Below are 15,472 nucleotides of genomic sequence, written 5' to 3' on the forward strand. Positions count from 1 at the left end.
CAGGGTGCCCGCGCACGGTCCTCGCGCGGGGACCCCGCGGGCTACCGCTCGGTCGCGTCCCGGCCCGTGGCCAGTGCGCGCACCGCGTCCGCGAAGGCGTCGCCGCGCTCGTTGTAGTTGGCGAACATATCCATCGACGCGCACGCGGGCGCCATGAGGACCGTGTCCCCCGGCCTGGCGAGCCGCGTCGCCTCGCGGACGGCCGCCGCCATCGCACCAGTGTCCGTCCGTTCGAGGTCGACAACCGGGACATCTGCGGCGTGTCGCGCCAGCGCTTCGCCGATCAGGGCGCGGTCGGCGCCCATCAGGACCACGCCGCGCAGCCTGCCCGCCGCCGCGGCGACGAGGTCGTCGAAGGCGGCGCCCTTGGCGAGGCCGCCCGCGATCCAGACGATCGGGTCGTAGGCCGCGAGCGACGCCTCGGCTGCGTGCGTGTTGGTGGCCTTGGAGTCGTCGACGTAGGCGACCCCGTCGACGTCCGCGACGTGTTCGATGCGGTGCGCGTCGGGGCGGAAGGCCCGGAGCCCGTCCCGTACGGCCGCGGGCTCGACGCCGTAGGCGCGGGCCAGGGCCGCCGCGGCGAGGGCGTTGGCGATGTTGTGCGGCGCGGGCGGGTTGACGTCCGCGACCTCGGCCAGCTCCTGCGCCTGCTTCTGACGGTTCGCCACGAAGGCCCGGTCGACGAGGATTCCGTCGACGACGCCGAGCTGGGAGGGGGCGGGCGGGCCCAGGGTGAAGCCGATGGCGCGGCACCCCTCCACCACGTCGGCCTCGCGGACCAGCGCCTCGGTGGCGGGGTCGGCTGTGTCATCGGCGTTGTAGACGCAGGCGACCTCGTTGCCCTCGTAGATCCGGCCCTTGTCGGCGGCGTACGCGGCCATGGAGCCGTGCCAGTCGAGGTGGTCGGGGGCGAGGTTGAGGACGGCGGCGGAGTGCACGCGCAGGCTCGGCGCCCAGTGCAGCTGGTAGCTGGAGAGTTCGACGGCGAGGACGTCGTACGGCTCGCCAGAGAGGACCACGTCGATCAGCGAGACGCCGATGTTGCCGACGGCCGCGGTCCGCAGCCCGGCCGCCTCCAGGATCGAGGCGAGCATCCGGACGGTGGTCGTCTTGCCGTTGGTGCCGGTGACCGCGAGCCAGGGGGCGGCGTCGGGGCCGCGCAGCCGCCAGGCCAGTTCGACGTCGCCCCAGACGGGGACGCCCGCCTGCTCCGCGGCGCGGAAGAGCGGGCTGGAGGGCTTCCAGCCGGGGGTGGTGACCACCAGTTCGGCGCCCTCGGGGAGGGTGTCGCCGTCGCCGAGGCGGACGGTGACGCCCAGCGCCTGAAGTTCGGCGGCCTGGGCGCGCTCGCGCTCGCCGTCGCTGCCGTTGACCGCGGTGACGCGGGCGCCGAGGCCGGCCAGGGCGCGGGCGGCGGGGACGCCGCTCACGCCGAGGCCGGCGACGGTGATCTGCTTGCCGTCCCAGTTCACTTGATGGCCAGCCATCCGGTGTAGAAGAGGCCGAGTCCGACGGCGACGCACAGCCCCTGGATGATCCAGAAGCGGACCACCACAAGGACTTCGCTCCACCCCTTGAGTTCGAAGTGGTGTTGGAGCGGCGCCATGCGGAAGACGCGCTTCCCGGTGAGCCGGAAGGAGCCGACCTGGATGACCACGGACATGGTGATCAGCACGAAGAGGCCGCCCAGCAGGGCGAGGAGCAGCTCCGTGCGGGAGCAGATCGCGAGTCCGGCGAGCGCGCCGCCGAGCGCGAGGGAGCCGGTGTCGCCCATGAAGATCTTGGCGGGCGAGGTGTTCCACCACAGGAAGCCGAAGCACGAGCCCATCAGGGCCGAAGCGACGACCGCGAGGTCGAGCGGGTCCCTGACCTCGTAACAGGCGGCGCCCGCGGTCAGCGGGTTGGCGCAGGACTGCCCGTACTGCCAGACGCCGATGAACACGTACGCGCCGAAGACCATCACGGAGGCGCCGGTGGCGAGGCCGTCGAGGCCGTCGGTGAGGTTCACGCCGTTCGACATCGCGAGGATCATGAACAGCGCCCAGACCGCGAAGATCACCGGGCCGATGGACCAGCCGAAGTCCTGCACGAAGGAGAGCTTCGTGGAGGCCGGCGTCGCGCCGCGGGCGTCCTGGAACTGGAGCGCCAGGACGGCGAAGGCGATGCCGACGATCAGCTGGCCCGCCATCTTCGCCCTGGCCCGCAGGCCCAGGCTCCGCTGCTTGACGATCTTGATGTAGTCGTCCAGGAAGCCGACCAGGCCCATGCCCGCCGTGAGGAACAGCACCAGCAGGCCGGAGGGGGTCGGTCCGCCCCCGGTGAAGACCTTCGTCAGCGCGTACGCGATGAGCGTGGCGAGGATGAAGGCGATGCCGCCCATGGTGGGCGTGCCGCGCTTGCTGTGGTGCTCGCGCGGCCCGTCGTCGCGGATGAACTGGCCGTAGCCCTTGCGGGCCAGGAACTTGATCAGCAGCGGGGTGCCGATGAGGGTCAGCAGAAGACCGATGACTCCCGCGAAGAGGATCTGCTTCATGACCCGGCGACCTCGCCCTCGCCGGCCGTCAACGCCTCGCCCAGCCGCTCCAGCCCCACCGACCTGGACGCCTTCACCAGCACGACGTCACCCGGACGCAACTCTCTGCGCAACAGGTCGATCGCCGCCTGCGCGTCGGACACGTGCACCGACTCCTCACCCCACGAACCCTCGTTATAGGCGCCCATGCGCAGCCAGGCCGCTTCCCTGCCGCCGACTGCCACGAGCTTGCTGACGTTGAGCCGGACGGCCAGCCGCCCGACCGCGTCGTGCTCGGCGAGCGACTCCTCGCCGAGCTCGGCCATCTGACCGAGCACGGCCCACGTGCGGCCCCCCGCCGCCGAAGCGGCTCCGCCCATGGCGACGAGCGCGCGCAGTGCCGCTCGCATGGATTCGGGGTTCGCGTTGTAGGCGTCGTTGACGATCGTCACGCCGTCCGCGCGCTCGGTGACCTCCATCCGCCAGCGGGAGAGCGAGCCCGCCTCGGAGAGCGCGCTGGCGATCTCGTCTGCGGGCATACCCAACTCATGGGCGACGGCGGCCGCGGCGAGCGCGTTCGACACGTGGTGCTCACCGTACAGCCGCATGGTCACGGGCCCGCACCCGGTGGGTGTGTGAAGCGTGAAGGCGGGCCTGCCGTCCTCGGTGAGGCGGATGTCCGCGGCCCGTACGTCCGCGTCCGGCGCCTCGCCGAAGAGGACCGTACGGGCCTTGGTGCGCGTGCTCATGGCGCGCACCAGCGGGTCGTCGGCGTTGAGCACGGCGATGCCGCCGTCGGCCTCCGTCGGCAGCGACTCGACCAGCTCGCCCTTGGCCTCGGCGATCTGCTCCCGGCCGCCGAACTCGCCGATGTGGGCGGTGCCGACGTTCAGGACGACGCCGACGCGCGGCGGGGTCAGCTCCGTCAGATAGCGGATGTGGCCGATGGACCGGGCGCCCATCTCCAGCACCAGGTGCCGGGTCGCGGCGTCGGCGCGCAGCGCGGTGAGCGGCAGGCCGATCTCGTTGTTGAACGAGCCGGGGGTCCACACCGTGGGGCCGATCCGCTCCAGGAGCTGGGCGATCAGGTCCTTGGTGCTGGTCTTGCCGACCGATCCGGTGAGGGCGACGAGCGTGGCGCCGAGTCGCTGTGCGACGGCCCTGGCGAGCGCGCCGAGGGCCGCGACGACGTCGTCGACCACGATCGACGGCACCGCGCCCCCGAGCGGGCGGGTGGCCAGCACGGCGACCGCGCCGGCCGCGACGGCGCGCTCGGCGAAGTCGTGGCCGTCCACGCGCTCACCGGCGAAGGCGGCGAAGAGGCCGCCCGGCCGTACGTCGCGGGAGTCGATCACGACCGGCCCGGTGACCCGCTGCTCCGGGTCCGGCAGATCGCGGGGCTGCCCGCCGACGATGGCGGTGATCTCGGCGAGGGACAGGTCGATCACCGCGATTCACCCCCGGCCGTTCGGGAGAGCTTCCGGGGGGAGGGTTGTACGCGCATGGCGGTCTGTCATCCCTGGTTGATCCGGTGCTTGGGGGCCGCTTCGATGGCCTCGCGCAGAACCTGGCGGTCGTCGAAGGGGCGGACCACTCCGGCGATGTCCTGGCCCTGCTCGTGGCCCTTGCCCAGGATGAGAACGGTGTCGTCGGGGTCGGCGCGGGCGACGGCGGCTGCGATGGCGTCGGCACGCTCCTCCGCGAGGAGGACGGTGCCGCGCTCGTGGGCAGGCACCTCGGCGGCGCCCGCGAGCATGGTGGCGAGGATCGCGAGGGGATCCTCGGAGCGGGGGTTGTCGGAGGTCAGCACGGCGGTGTCGGCGAGCCGGGCCAGCGCCGCGCCCATCGGGCCGCGTTTGTGCGGGTCGCGGTCGCCGCCGCAGCCGAGAACGGCGTGAATGCGCCCCTTGGTGACCTTGCGCAGGGCGCGGAGAACCGATTCGACGGCGTCGGTCTTGTGTGCGTAGTCGACGACGGCGAGATAGGGCTGGCCCGCGTCGACCCGGTCCAGGCGGCCGGGGACGCCCGGGACGGCGGCGACGCCGTCGGCGGCGGTCTGCGGGTCGATCCCGGCGACGGCGAGCGTGGTGATCGCGGCGAGCGCGTTGGCGACGTTGAACGTGCCGGGCAGCGGCGACGCGGCCCGTACCCGCTGCCCGTCCGGGCCGAGCACGGTGAAGGTCGAGCCGTGCGGGCCGATCTCGACCGCGTCCGCGCGCCAGTCGGCGTCCGGGTGGCCCTCGGCGGAGAAGGTGGTGACGGGGACCTCGGACTCGCCGCGGGCGAGCCGCTGGCCGTACTCGTCGTCGAGGTTGACGACGCCGACGCGGCTGCGGGCCGTGGTGAACAGCTGGGCCTTGGCCTGGAAGTAGTCCTCCATTCCCGAGTGGAACTCCATGTGTTCCGGGCTCAGGTTGTTGAAGACCGCGACGTCGAAGACGCAGCCGTCGACGCGGCCGAGGACCAGGGCGTGGCTGGAGACCTCCATGGCGACCGCGCGGACGCCGCGTTCGCGCATGACGGCGAAGAGCGCCTGGAGGTCGGTGGCCTCGGGCGTGGTGCGCTCGGACTTGATGCGCTCGTCGCCGATGCGGGTCTCGACGGTGCCGATCAGGCCGGTGAGCGAGCCGTCGCCGCGCTCGGCGGCGGCCTTGAGGCCGCCCTCCATGAGGTACGCGGTGGTGGTCTTGCCGGAGGTGCCGGTGATGCCGATCTGGAGCAGGTCGCGGCCGGGCTCGCCGTAGATCGTGGCGGCCAGTGCGCCCATCCGTGCGCGCGGGTTGTCGACGGTGAGCACCGGCAGGCCGGTGGCGGCGGCGCGGTCGGCGCCCGTCGGGTCGGTCAGCACGGCGACCGCGCCGAGGCCCGCCGCCTGCGCCGCGAAATCCGCGCCGTGGAAGCGGGCGCCGGGCAGGGCCGCGTAGACGTCGCCGGGGCGTACGGCCCGCGAGTCGTGGGTGATGCCGGTCGCGGCGCCCCGCGGGGCGTCCGCCTCGGCCGCGACGCCCAGCTGACCGGCCAGCTCCGCGAGGGACACGGGTTGGACCTGGGTGGGGCGGGGCGCTCCCGGATACGTTTCGGGGGCGTCCTTCTGGGTGGTTTGGAACTGATCAGCTTGGGGCACGGCGGTGAGCGTACCGGGCGCACCCGCTTCGCCGCGAAGTGAGGGGCGCGCCGGGCGGCGGTTCCCCGGCTCGGGGGTGATGGTCGTCACGGCCGGTCCGGCTCACTGACCGGGTTCATAGGTCACGGGCAGCCGAGGGGGCTGTTTTCCGGACGGCGGCACCTGCATCGTCTTCAGCGCGAACCGCATGACCTGCTGATATACCGGTCCGCAGATCTGGCCGCCGAAGTAGCTGCCCTTGGTGGGGTTCTGGATGGCGCAGTAGACCGTGACCCGCGGCTGGTCGGCGGGGGCGAACCCGGCGAACGAGGCCGTATATCCGTGGTAGCGGCCGGTCTTGGGATCCACCCGGTTGGACGTGCCGGTCTTGCCCGCGACCCGGTAGCCGGGGATCTTCGCCTTGCCGCCGGTGCCCCCCTGGTCGTCCACGACGGATTCGAGCATCGTGGCCAGCGTCTTGGCGGTCTTCTCGCTGACCACCCGGTTCTTCTCGGGCGCCGGGGCGGGCTCGAAGCGGCCGTCGGGGCCCTTGGAGCCGCGTACGAGGGTGGGGGTGATGCGCTCTCCTCCGTTGGCGATGGTGGAGTAGACGGACGCGCCCTGCACGGCGTTGAGGGAGAGCCCCTGGCCGAAGGGGATCGTGTACTGCTGGGAGGCGCTCCAGTCCTTCGGCTTGGCGAGGATGCCGGGGGTCTCGCCGGGGAAGCCGAGCCCGGTCGGCTGTCCGATGCCGAACTTGTGCAGGTAGGAGTAGAGGACCTCGTTGGCCTGCTGCTGGCCCTTGCCCTTGGCGAGCTGCTCGCTGGCGAGGATCGTGCCGATGTTGCTGGACTTGGCGAGCACGCCGTTGAGGGTCAGGTGCCAGGTCTCGTGGTCGATGTCGTCGGCGAAGGACCGGTCGGCGCGCGGCAGCCGGTTGGGGACCTCCACCTTGGTGCCGGGCGTGGCGACGCCCTCGTTGAGCACGGCCGACATGGTCATCAGCTTGCTGACGCTGCCCGGTTCGTACGCGTCCTCCACGGCGGCGTTGCCCATGGCGGAGGCGCTGGCGTGTGCGAGGTCGTTGGGGTTGTAGCCCGGAGCGTTGGCCATGGCCAGCACCTCTCCGGTGCGGGTGTCCTGCACGACGACGTAGCCGCGGTCCGCCTTGGACTTCTTCACCTGTTTGGCGATGGCGCTCTGGGCGGCCCACTGGATGTCCCGGTCGATGGTCAGCTCCACGTCGGAGCCGGGCACGGCGGGCTGCTCCTTGACGTCGGCGGTGGGCACCTGGCGGCCGCCGGACTGGGCGTAGACGAGCTTGCCGTTCTTGCCGGCGAGCTGCTTGTCGAGCTTGGCCTCGACCCCGCCGCCGCCCTTGCCCTCGGCGTTGACGAAGCCCAGTATCCCGGCGGCCAGGTCGCCGCCGGGGTAGACGCGCTTGCTGTGCGGTTCGCGGTTGACCCCGGCCAGGACGTTGGTGCCCTTCGTCTTCACGGCCTTGTCGGCGAGCGCGGCCTTGAGGTCCTTGATCTGGTTCCAGACCTGCGGGGTCTGCTGGCGGGCGAGGACCGCGTACTTCGACTTGGGGTTGGCGGTGAGCTTGCGCTCCAGGTCCTTCTCCGGCTGCCCCAGGATGGGCGCGAGGAGCGTCGCGGCCTGCCGCGCGGCGTCGGGGATCTTGGCCCGGTCGGGGGTGAGCAGGTCCGGGGCGGCCGTGACGTCGTACGCGTCGATGGTGGTCGCCAGGTCCACGCCGGCCCGGTCGGTGATCGTGCCGCGCTCGGCGGTCAGCGTCACCGGGATGTAGCGGTTGACGTTCGCCTTGGCGGCGTAGGCGCTCGCGTCGACGGCCTGCACCTGGAGGAGGCGGACGACGAAGGCGAGGAGGACGAGGGCCATGGCGAGCCCGACGAGCCGCAGCCGGGGGCGCGGGCTGCCGAGCCGGATGGACTGGGGGCCGCCGCGGGGCCGGGTGGGGCGGGAGCCGGGCCGCTTGGCGTTCGGGCGGGCCGTCGCGGGCCGCTGCCGCGGGGGGCCGGGGGCGCGGCGGCGGGGGTCCTTGGGGTCGCTCACGCGTCACCTGCCGGGGGTCGGGGTGGCCGGTACGTCCGTACGGGCCGGGGGCGCGGCGTCCTGGCCGGGGACGCCTGGGGCGCCTGTCGCGGCGGGGGCCTGGAGGGGTACCGGGGGCTGCGGCCGGACCGGGACCGTGTACGAGACGGGCTCGTCGCCCTCGGGCGCGGGCGACGGCGAGCCGTGGACCGTGCCGTCCGGGCCGAGGAAGGCCGGGTTGCCGCCGGGCACCATGCCCAGCTCGCGGGCGCGCCGGTCCAGCGCGTCGGGCGCGGAGAGCTTGTCGACGTCCTGCTGGAGCGACTGCTGCTCGTCCGTCAGCTCGGTGGTCTGCTTCTCCAGCCTGCTGAGCTCGAAGGAGCCCTGGTTGAGCGAGGAGTTGAGCACCAGGAGGCCGATCAGGCCGGAGCCGAGCAGCACCACGACGAGCAGGACGAAGGGCGTCCGCTTCGCCCCCGCGGGCCCGGCGGGCAGCAGCCGGCCGAGCAGGCCGCCGGGGCGGCGCGCGGCGGCCGTCACGGGGCGTCCTCCCGGATACGCTTCGCGGCGCGCAGCCGGGCGGGCGCGGCGCGCCGGTTCTCCGCGATCTCCTCCTCGCTGGGCAGCTCCGCGCCGCGGGTGAGCAGCTTGAGGCGCGGCTGGTAGCGCTCGGGCACGACGGGCAGGCCGGGCGGCGCGGTGTTGGCGGCCCCGGCGGCGAAGACCTGCTTGACGATCCGGTCCTCCAGCGACTGGTACGACAGGACGGCGATCCGGCCGCCGACGGCGAGCGCGCCCACCGCTGCCGGAATGGCCCGCTCCACGCTCGCCAGCTCGCCGTTGACCTCGATGCGCAGCGCCTGGAAGGTGCGCTTGGCGGGGTTGCCGCCGGTCCGCTTGGCCGCCTGCGGCAGCGCGTCGCGGATCAGCTCGACGAGGCGGGCGCTGTTGCTGAACGGCTCCTTCTCCCGCTCCCGGACGACGGCGCCGACGATCCGCTTGGCCTGCTTCTCCTCGCCGTACGCGCGCAGGATCCGCACCAGCTCGCCGGGCGGGTAGGTGTTGAGGACCTCGGCCGCCCCGATGCCCGTCGTCTGGTCCATGCGCATGTCCAGCGGCGCGTCCTGCGCGTACGCGAAACCGCGGTCGGCCTCGTCCAGCTGCATGGAGGAGACGCCGAGGTCGAAGAGGACGCCCTGGACGCGCGGGATGGCGAGCCGTTCCAGTACGTCGCCGATCTCGTCGTACACGGCGTGCACGAGGGTGGCGCGGTCCCCGTACGGCGCGAGGCGCTCGCCGGCGAGTTCGAGGGCCGCCGGGTCCCGGTCGAGGGCCACGAGCCGGGCCGCGGGGAAGGTCGACAGCAGCGCCTCGCTGTGCCCGCCGAGGCCCAGGGTGCAGTCGACGACGACCGCTCCGGGCTCCGCGAGAGCGGGCGCCAGCACGTCGAGACAGCGCTGGAGCATCACCGGAACATGTCGCGCGTCGCTGGCCATGCGCCCTTCTGAAGGGTTCGGCGCGGGTCCGTGCGCACCGCCGGGTCCCCGCCCGCTCGAAGGGGAAGCGGCCGGTCTGGCGCCGGGGAAGTGACGTCAGGCGACCGGAGCGGGAGGAGGCCGAGCGGTACGTGCGCCCCGCGCACGTGGAGTAATCGGTTCCAAGGGGAGCGTCACGCCTCCCACTTCGCGCCACTTTAGTCCACTCGTCCCCTCGGTCAACCAACTGGCCAGCGCGTCCCGCGACGACCGGAGGCGACCGCTCCCACCTGTGCGGCAGCGGGGCGATGGGCCTTGTGGGTTACCTCACAGGCATCCGTGCGACACGGGTTTATCGACCCGCACAGAGCCTGGACGACCTGCGGCGGGCTACCTTCGTACACATGTCGATATCTGCGTCTCAGCCGCCGTCCCAGCACCACGACGGCGCCCCCGCCGAAGGAACCGTCACCGACCGCCTGGTCGAGGCCAACGAACGCTACGCCGCCGCCTTCAGCGACCCGGGCATGGACGCCCGCCCCGTCCTCAAGGTCGCCGTCGTCGCCTGCATGGACGCCCGCCTCGACCTGCACGCCGCGCTCGGCCTGGAGCTCGGCGACTGCCACACCATCCGCAACGCCGGCGGTGTGGTCACCGACGACACCATCCGCTCCCTGACGATCAGCCAGCGCGCGCTGGGCACCCGCTCGGTCGTGCTGATCCACCACACCGGCTGCGGCCTGCTCGGGCTGACCGAGGACTTCCGGCATGAGCTGGAGGACGAGGTCGGCCAGCGCCCGTCGTGGGCGGTCGAGGCGTTCAAGGACCTCGACAGCGACGTGCGGCAGTCGATGCAGCGCGTGCGCACCTCGCCGTTCCTGCCGCACACCGAGGACGTCCGGGGCTTCGTCTTCGATGTGACGACGGGTCTGCTCCGGGAGGTCGACGGGCGCGTCTGACGCCGGAAAACGATCACATGACAGAGCTCGGAACCGGCCCCGGCGGAGAGTTATCCACAGGCGGTGACGCGACGCCGCCGGGACGGCGAGAATACGTACGTGGCCCTGCCCTCCGCCGGAGCGGAGCGCGGGGGCCGCGCTTTCGGGGTGGGCCGGTCCGTACGGAGGACCAGGGCTTTGAGAACGGGCCGAGGAGGGCCGGGTGACGACCTATGACGAGCGAGCGAGCCTCAGCGATCTGACCACCACGGCGGAGCGCATCCGCAGGTCGGTGGAGGGCGTGATCGAGGGCAAGCCGGAGGTCGTACGGCTTTCGCTGACGGTGCTGATGGCCGAGGGCCATCTGCTGATCGAGGACGTGCCGGGGGTGGGCAAGACCATGCTCGCCAAGGCGCTGGCGCGGTCCATCGACTGCTCGGTGCGGCGCATCCAGTTCACGCCGGACCTGCTGCCGTCCGACATCACGGGCGTGAGCGTCTACGACCAGCAGCGGCGGGACTTCGAGTTCAAGCCGGGCTCGATCTTCGCCCAGATCGTGATCGGCGACGAGATCAACCGCGCCTCGCCCAAGACCCAGTCGGCGCTGCTGGAGTCGATGGAGGAGCGGCAGGTCACCATCGACGGGCAGACGTACCAGCTGCCGAGCCCGTTCATGGTGGTGGCCACGCAGAACCCGGTCGAGATGGAGGGCACGTATCCGCTGCCGGAGGCGCAGCGCGACCGGTTCATGGCGCGGGTCTCGATCGGCTATCCGAGCCCGGACGCCGAGCTCCAGATGCTGGACGTGCACGGCGGCGCGTCGCCGCTGGACGACCTCCAGCCGGTGGCGCACGCCCACGAGATCATCAAGCTCGTGGACGCGGTCCGCACCGTGCACGTGGCCGACTCCGTGCGGCGGTACGCGGTGGACCTGGTCGCCGCCACCCGGCAGCACCCGGACCTCAGACTCGGGGCGTCGCCGCGCGCGACGCTGCATCTGCTGCGGGCCGCCAAGGCCGCGGCGGCGCTGGAGGGCCGGGAGTTCGCGCTCCCCGACGACGTGCAGGCCCTCGCCGTCGCGGTGCTCGCGCACCGGCTGCTGCCGACCGCGCAGGCCCAGCTGAACCGGCGCACGGCCGAGCAGGTCGTGACCGACATCCTGCAGCGCACCCCGGTGCCCACCGCCGAGCACCGGGGGGCGCCGCCGATGCCGCCCGCGCCCCCGGCGTACGGCGGGCAGCCGCCGGGTTCCCGGCGGCTGTGATGCGGGCCGGGGGGCCGGCGGGAAGCCCCGGAAGCACCGCGGGCCCCGGAGCTCCCGAAGGTCCGGGGCAGGCGGAGGCCGACATGGGCGACGGCGGCGGCCTGCGGTCGGCGTTCGCCGGGCTGACCACCCGCGGCCGCTCGTTCCTGGCGGCGGGCGCGGCCGCCGCGGTCTGCTCGTACGTGCTGGGCCAGTCGGACCTGCTGCGGGTGGGGCTGCTGCTGGCCGTGCTGCCGCTGGTGTGCGTGGGCGTGCTGCACCGCACCCGGCACCGGGTCGCGGGCAGCCGGCGGCTGTCGCCCGCCCGGGTGCCCGCCGCCGCCGAGGCGCGCGTGCAGCTGCGGATCGACAATGTCTCGCGGCTGCCCACCGGTCTGCTGATGCTCCAGGACCGGGTGCCGTACGTGCTCGGTCCGCGCCCGCGCTTCGTGCTGGACCGGGTGGAGGCGGGCGGCCGGCGCGAGGTGTCCTACCGGGTCCGCTCGGACCTGCGGGGGCGCTATCCGCTGGGGCCGCTGCAGCTGCGGCTGACCGACCCGTTCGGGATGTGCGAGCTGACCCGCGCCTTCAGCACGTACGACACGCTGACCGTCGTGCCGCGCGTCGAGGCGCTGCCGCCGGTGCGCCTGGCGGGCGAGGCCGCGGGGTACGGCGACGGGCGGCTGCGTTCGGTCGCGCTGGCCGGCGAGGACGACGTCATCCCCCGCGAGTACCGCTACGGCGACGACCTGCGCCGGGTGCACTGGCGCTCCACCGCCCGCTACGGCGAGCTGATGGTGCGCCGCGAGGAGCAGCCGCAGCGCGCGCACTGCACGGTGCTGCTCGACACCCGCGGCATCGCCTTCCAGGGGGCGGGGCCCGACTCGGCCTTCGAGTGGGCGGTCTCCGCCGCCGCCTCGACGGCCGTGCACCTGCTGGAGCGGGGCTTCTCGGTGCGGCTGCTGACCGACACCGGCGACTCGGTGCCGGGCCCCGACGGCATGGGCGGGTACGCGGGCTCCTCCCACGACTCCGCGGACGCGGCGGGGCTGGTCCTGGACACCCTGGCGGTGCTGGACCACTCCGAGGGCGAGGGGCTCTCCCCCGCCCACGACGCACTGCGGGGCGGCGGCGAAGGGCTGCTGGTCGCGTTCTTCGGCGACCTCGACGGGGAGCAGGCGGCGCTGGCCGGGCGGATGCGGCAGCGCAGCGGCGCGGCGGTCGCCTTCCTCCTGGACTCGCCGTCCTGGGCGCGGGACGTGCGCGGCGGCGACGCCGCGGAGCTGGAGGACCGGCTGCGGGTGCTGCGCGAGGCGGGGTGGACGGCGCTGCCCGTGCCGCCGGGCTCGTCGCTGGCCGCGCTGTGGCGCCAGGCGGACCAGCAGCGGGCCCGTACGAGCGGACCCGCGAAGCAGGGCGGCACGACGGCAGGGGGCTGGTCATGAGTGGACGCGCACGGCTCGCGGTGTGCGCGGCGGTGGCGACGCTGGCCTCGTCGTGCGCGCTGCTGCCGCTGATCGACCGCGCGACGTGGTTCCTGCAGGCCGCGCTGCTCGTGCTGATCCAGAGCTCGGTGGGCGCGCTGGCCCGCCGGGTGCCGCTGGCGCGGGCGCTGACCGTGCTGGCGCAGGCGGTCGTCGCGCTGCTGCTGCTCACCCTGCTCTTCGCGCAGAGCGAGGCGATCGGGGGGCTGCTGCCCGGCCCGGACGTCTTCCATGAGTTCGGGCAGCTGCTGCGGGAGGGCGCCGACGACGTCGGGCGGTACGCCATACCGGCGCCGGCGACCGAGGGCATCAAGCTGCTGCTGGTCGGCGGCGTGCTGGTGGTGGGGCTGACGGTGGACGCGCTCGCCGTCACCTACCGCAGCGCCGCGCCCGCCGGGCTGCCGCTGCTCGCGCTGTACTCGGTCGCGGCGGGGCTGGCCAAGGGCGGCGCCGACTGGCTCTGGTTCCTGGCGGCGGCCGGCGGTTTCCTGCTGCTGCTCCTCGCCGAGGGCCGGGACCGGCTCTCGCAGTGGGGGCGGGTCTTCGCCGGCGGCGGGGCGCGGCGCCCCACGGGGCCGGGCAGCACCCTGGGCCCGGCGCCGGGCGCGGTCGGCCCCGCCCTCGCCCCGGTCCGTACGGGGCGGCGGATCGGCGCGCTGGCGCTCGGCATCGCGCTGGCGGTGCCGGCGGTGCTGCCGACGATGGACGACGGCCTGCTGGGCTCTCGCGGGGCCGGCGCCGGGCAGGAGTCCGGCGGCGGGACGATCTCGGCGGTGAACCCGCTGGTCTCGCTGCAGAACAGCCTCAACCAGCCCGAGAACCACGAGGTGCTGCGGTACCGCACGTCGACCGGCGACACCCAGAACATGTATCTGCGGATCGTGGCCCTGGACCAGTTCGACGGCTCGTCCTGGAAGGCGTCGGAGCGGCACATCACCGATGTGCCGGACCCGCTGCCCACGCCGTCCGGGCTCTCCCCCGACGTGCGCACGGACACCGTCAACACCTCCGTGGTGGCCGCCGAGACCTATGGCCAGACCTATCTGCCGCTCCCCTACCCGGCCACGCAGGTGTCCGTCGGCGGGCGGTGGCGGTTCGAGCCCGAGGGGCGGACCCTGGTCGGCGATCACGGGCAGACCACGCGGGGCTCGCGCTATCAGGTGTCGAGCCTGCTGGTGCAGCCGACGAGCGCCCAGCTCGCGGCGGCGCCCGCGCCGCCGAAGCGGTTCCTGGACGAGTACACGAAGGTGCCGGGCTCGCTGCCGTCCGTCGTGCGCGACCAGGCGAGGAAGGTGACGGCGGGGGCCGCGACCGCGTACGAGCGGGCCGTGAAGCTGCAGGAGTGGTTCTCCACGACCGGCGGCTTCCGGTACAACACCGAGGTGCGGTCGGGCAGCGGCAGCAGCGCCATAGCCAAGTTCCTCCACGACAAGGAGGGGTTCTGCGTCCACTTCTCGTTCTCGATGGCGGCGATGGCGCGGACGCTGGGCATTCCGGCGCGGGTCGCGGTCGGCTTCACGCCGGGGACTCCGCAGGTGGACGGCACGATGTCGGTCGGCTCCAAGGACGCGCACGCGTGGCCCGAGCTGTATTTCGAGGGCGTCGGCTGGACCCGGTTCGAGCCCACGCCCAGCCGGGGATCGCAGCCCGAGTACACGATCGCCCAGACGCCGTCCGGCACGGACCCCGGCAGCCCGTCCGCGGCGCCGAGCCGTTCCGCGGCCCCGTCGGCGGGGGCGTCGGCCTCCCAGGGCTGCGACCCGCGGGCCAAGCGGCTCGGTGAGTGCGGAGCCGCGGCGCAGCAGGCGAGCGGCGGCTCCGGCGACGGCGGCGGGCCCACGGGCGCGATCGTGGCCGGCTCCGTCGGTGTGCTGGTGCTGCTGGCGCTGGCACTGCCGATGTTGTGGCGCACGCGGGTACGGGCCCGGCGGCTCGGTGAGTCCGGCGGCCGCACCCCGCAGGACGGGGCCGACCGGACGCTGGCGGCCTGGCGGGAGCTCATCGACTCCGGCTGGGACTACGGCGTGCCGCCGGACGACTCGCAGACGCCCCGGAAGGCCGCGGCCCGGATCGTACGGCTCGGCGGGCTGGACACCGCCGCGGCGGAGGCGGCGCACCGGGTGGCCGCGGCGGTCGAGCAGGTGCTGTACGCACCGCGCCCGCGGCCGGTGAGCGGCCTGGCGGGCGATGTGGAGCGGGTGCGGTCCGGCCTGCGGGCCTCGGCCGGGCGGGCCGGGCGGCTGCGGGGTCTGCTGGCGCCGCGCTCGACCGTGCGTGTGCTGTGGTCGCTCTCGCGGCGGTGGACGACCGCCGTCGCGCGGCTCCGCACCGGCCGCCTCGGCTCCCTCGCCCGCCGGGCCGGCTCGGCGCTGCGCTTCTCACGGCAGCGGGCATGACGACGACGCCCGTCCGCGAGGACGGCCGGTCCGCCTGACGGCTGGTGAACGGAGGGCGGCTCTTCCTCGGATACGGGGCTGAGCCGCCCGGGCGGCTCAGCCGTTCGAGGGTCCGGCGACCGTCCCGGAGCCGGGGGCTGGCCGGCGGCCGGCCGCCGACGCGGGGCAGCCGGTCAGCCGCCCCTTCCCTTCCCCGCCTGGAGCAACTGCCTGGAGCGATCGCCTGGAGCAGCGCACGGGCGCGGCGCGGGACCGGGGGTCCCGAC

General features: G+C 73.9%; 11 protein-coding genes. 4 read left to right on the top strand and 7 right to left on the bottom strand.

Annotated elements, in window-relative coordinates; genetic code table 11:
* Positions 1-41 precede the first annotated feature (41 nt).
* The 7 genes from murD to rsmH all read right to left on the bottom strand — a co-directional run bounded on the left by murD (position 42) and on the right by rsmH (position 9,166).
* Positions 42-1,487 (bottom strand): UDP-N-acetylmuramoyl-L-alanine--D-glutamate ligase, encoded by a 1,446-nt coding sequence (gene murD, locus AB0I49_RS24580; protein ID WP_363229214.1) that lies wholly within the window; start codon positions 1,485-1,487, stop codon positions 42-44.
* Positions 1,469-2,533, bottom strand: coding sequence for a phospho-N-acetylmuramoyl-pentapeptide-transferase (gene mraY / locus AB0I49_RS24585; protein ID WP_363229216.1), 1,065 nt, complete (start codon positions 2,531-2,533; stop codon positions 1,469-1,471). The genes murD and mraY overlap by 19 nt, the downstream gene beginning before the upstream one ends.
* Positions 2,530-3,960, bottom strand: a complete 1,431-nt coding sequence (gene murF, locus AB0I49_RS24590) for a UDP-N-acetylmuramoyl-tripeptide--D-alanyl-D-alanine ligase (RefSeq protein WP_363229217.1) — start codon at positions 3,958-3,960, stop codon at positions 2,530-2,532. Before murF ends, mraY begins: the two co-directional genes overlap by 4 nt.
* A 65-nt stretch (positions 3,961-4,025) precedes the next feature.
* Positions 4,026-5,726, bottom strand: coding sequence for a UDP-N-acetylmuramoyl-L-alanyl-D-glutamate--2,6-diaminopimelate ligase (locus AB0I49_RS24595; protein ID WP_363229218.1), 1,701 nt, complete (start codon positions 5,724-5,726; stop codon positions 4,026-4,028).
* A 12-nt stretch (positions 5,727-5,738) separates the two neighbouring features.
* A complete protein-coding gene (locus AB0I49_RS24600) occupies positions 5,739-7,691 on the bottom strand; it encodes a penicillin-binding protein 2 (RefSeq protein ID WP_363229219.1) in 1,953 nt (650 codons plus the stop codon).
* A 3-nt stretch (positions 7,692-7,694) separates the two neighbouring features.
* Positions 7,695-8,210, bottom strand: a complete 516-nt coding sequence (locus AB0I49_RS24605) for a septum formation initiator family protein (protein WP_363229220.1) — start codon at positions 8,208-8,210, stop codon at positions 7,695-7,697.
* Positions 8,207-9,166, bottom strand: a complete 960-nt coding sequence (rsmH, locus tag AB0I49_RS24610; RefSeq protein ID WP_363229221.1) for a 16S rRNA (cytosine(1402)-N(4))-methyltransferase RsmH — start codon at positions 9,164-9,166, stop codon at positions 8,207-8,209. Before rsmH ends, AB0I49_RS24605 begins: the two co-directional genes overlap by 4 nt.
* A gap of 383 nt (positions 9,167-9,549) precedes the next feature.
* Here rsmH and AB0I49_RS24615 point away from each other — a divergent pair, with 383 nt between their 5' ends.
* The 4 genes from AB0I49_RS24615 to AB0I49_RS24630 all read left to right on the top strand — a co-directional run bounded on the left by AB0I49_RS24615 (position 9,550) and on the right by AB0I49_RS24630 (position 15,206).
* On the top strand, positions 9,550-10,104 hold the full coding sequence (locus AB0I49_RS24615; RefSeq protein ID WP_363229222.1) for a carbonic anhydrase: 555 nt from the start codon (positions 9,550-9,552) through the stop codon (positions 10,102-10,104).
* Positions 10,105-10,306: 202 nt separating this feature from the next.
* The gene (locus AB0I49_RS24620) at positions 10,307-11,347 is read left to right on the top strand and encodes a MoxR family ATPase (RefSeq protein ID WP_363229223.1); all 1,041 of its coding nucleotides are present in this window, start codon (positions 10,307-10,309) and stop codon (positions 11,345-11,347) included.
* A gap of 83 nt (positions 11,348-11,430) precedes the next feature.
* Complete coding sequence (locus AB0I49_RS24625) at positions 11,431-12,771, top strand: DUF58 domain-containing protein (protein ID WP_363229224.1); 1,341 nt, start codon at positions 11,431-11,433, stop codon at positions 12,769-12,771.
* Positions 12,768-15,206: a DUF3488 and transglutaminase-like domain-containing protein gene (locus AB0I49_RS24630; protein ID WP_363229225.1), complete on the top strand. Its 2,439-nt coding sequence runs from the start codon at positions 12,768-12,770 to the stop codon at positions 15,204-15,206. The genes AB0I49_RS24625 and AB0I49_RS24630 overlap by 4 nt, the downstream gene beginning before the upstream one ends.
* Positions 15,207-15,472 lie beyond the last annotated feature (266 nt).

The organism is Streptomyces sp. NPDC050617, assembly GCF_040654795.1.
Taxonomy (GTDB): Bacteria; Actinomycetota; Actinomycetes; order Streptomycetales; family Streptomycetaceae; genus Streptomyces.

Coding starts and splice junctions, on each gene's coding strand:
- murD (WP_363229214.1), bottom strand. CDS start 1,487: ATGGCTGGCCATCAAGTGAACTGGGACGGCAAGCAGATCACCGTCGCC.
- mraY (WP_363229216.1), bottom strand. CDS start 2,533: ATGAAGCAGATCCTCTTCGCGGGAGTCATCGGTCTTCTGCTGACCCTC.
- rsmH (WP_363229221.1), bottom strand. CDS start 9,166: ATGGCCAGCGACGCGCGACATGTTCCGGTGATGCTCCAGCGCTGTCTC.
- AB0I49_RS24615 (WP_363229222.1), top strand. CDS start 9,550: ATGTCGATATCTGCGTCTCAGCCGCCGTCCCAGCACCACGACGGCGCC.
- AB0I49_RS24625 (WP_363229224.1), top strand. CDS start 11,431: ATGGGCGACGGCGGCGGCCTGCGGTCGGCGTTCGCCGGGCTGACCACC.
- AB0I49_RS24630 (WP_363229225.1), top strand. CDS start 12,768: ATGAGTGGACGCGCACGGCTCGCGGTGTGCGCGGCGGTGGCGACGCTG.